Annotated in this window: 1 protein-coding gene; it reads left to right on the top strand. The window is 54.0% G+C overall.

Going from position 1 to position 918, the window contains the following annotated elements; genetic code table 11:
* Positions 1–151: 151 nt before the first annotated feature.
* Positions 152–742, top strand: a complete 591-nt coding sequence (locus tag Mal65_RS13915) for a hypothetical protein (RefSeq protein ID WP_145298631.1) — start codon at positions 152–154, stop codon at positions 740–742.
* Positions 743–918 lie beyond the last annotated feature (176 nt).

Genomic DNA, 918 nt, shown 5'->3' with positions numbered 1-918 from the left:
ACCTCCCCTTTCGTTTTGCTTTCTAGAGACAAAGTTTATGTTTGCACGATCATTGTCCATCTGTTTTGTAGCAACGGCGTTAATGAGTACGTATGCCAGCGGTAGCTTGGTATACGACCTCGCACTTCGCGTCCCTGGACAGAAACCAAGCATGGGTGCGATCATCACCCTGAAGCCGGGTCAAAGAATCTTGGGCGTCGAGCTATTGCTCATCGAGACAGTTCTGCCGGGTAGTGAATCGATCTTCAAAAACGACGCGCAGACCGTGGCGTTTGATGGGACAATCAACCGGAGCGGAAACCTGTTGGCGTTTTCAGCGGACCTATCCGCAAATGGGGCCGATGGACGTTTCGAGAAGTTGGTGGTGAATAGCTCGGGAGGTGGACCGAGTCCCATAAACGACGGGGATACCGTCGGATACTTTGCGCTAGGTATCTTTGGTCAAACCGGTGTAATGCCAACAACGACCGACGCGGATACTGCTGAGGCGGTTTTGGGTACGGTGGACCTGATTGCTCCTTTGACCGGTTCGACAACTTTTACTCTCGCGGACTATTCAATGGATGACGGGGACTTTACCACGTTCTCGACCGGTAGCCTCGAAGCAGCTGCTCGTGGATCGGGCGGTTCATTTAATCCCAACTCGTTGACGCTCACCGCAGTCCCGGAACCATCGGCTTTATTGCATTTAATTGCCGTATTTGCTTGCATTGGGTTGAAGCGGAGCCGGTTGCAGGCTTGATTTCCGACCGGCATCCGTCTCCTATTGAGTCCTGTGCGAGGAAATTGCTTCACGTCAAGCTGGGGCCTCCCGCGTTGGAGTGCCCACGAAGCACCTTCTGTGGATTCGCCTGCCATTGACAGTCTTCGCTCACGCGCTCCGATGAAACGTGGATGTTCGGGGCGGGCCAGATTGCC

This window comes from Crateriforma conspicua (assembly GCF_007752935.1).
Classification (GTDB): Bacteria; Planctomycetota; Planctomycetia; order Pirellulales; family Pirellulaceae; genus Crateriforma; species Crateriforma conspicua.
Note: the sequence above shows the minus strand (reverse complement) of the source record. Positions and strands in the feature narration are given on the sequence as shown.

Bases quoted from the DNA above. Each gene is read 5' to 3' on its own strand.
- Mal65_RS13915 (WP_145298631.1), top strand. From the start codon at position 152: ATGGGTGCGATCATCACCCTGAAGCCGGGTCAAAGAATCTTGGGCGTC.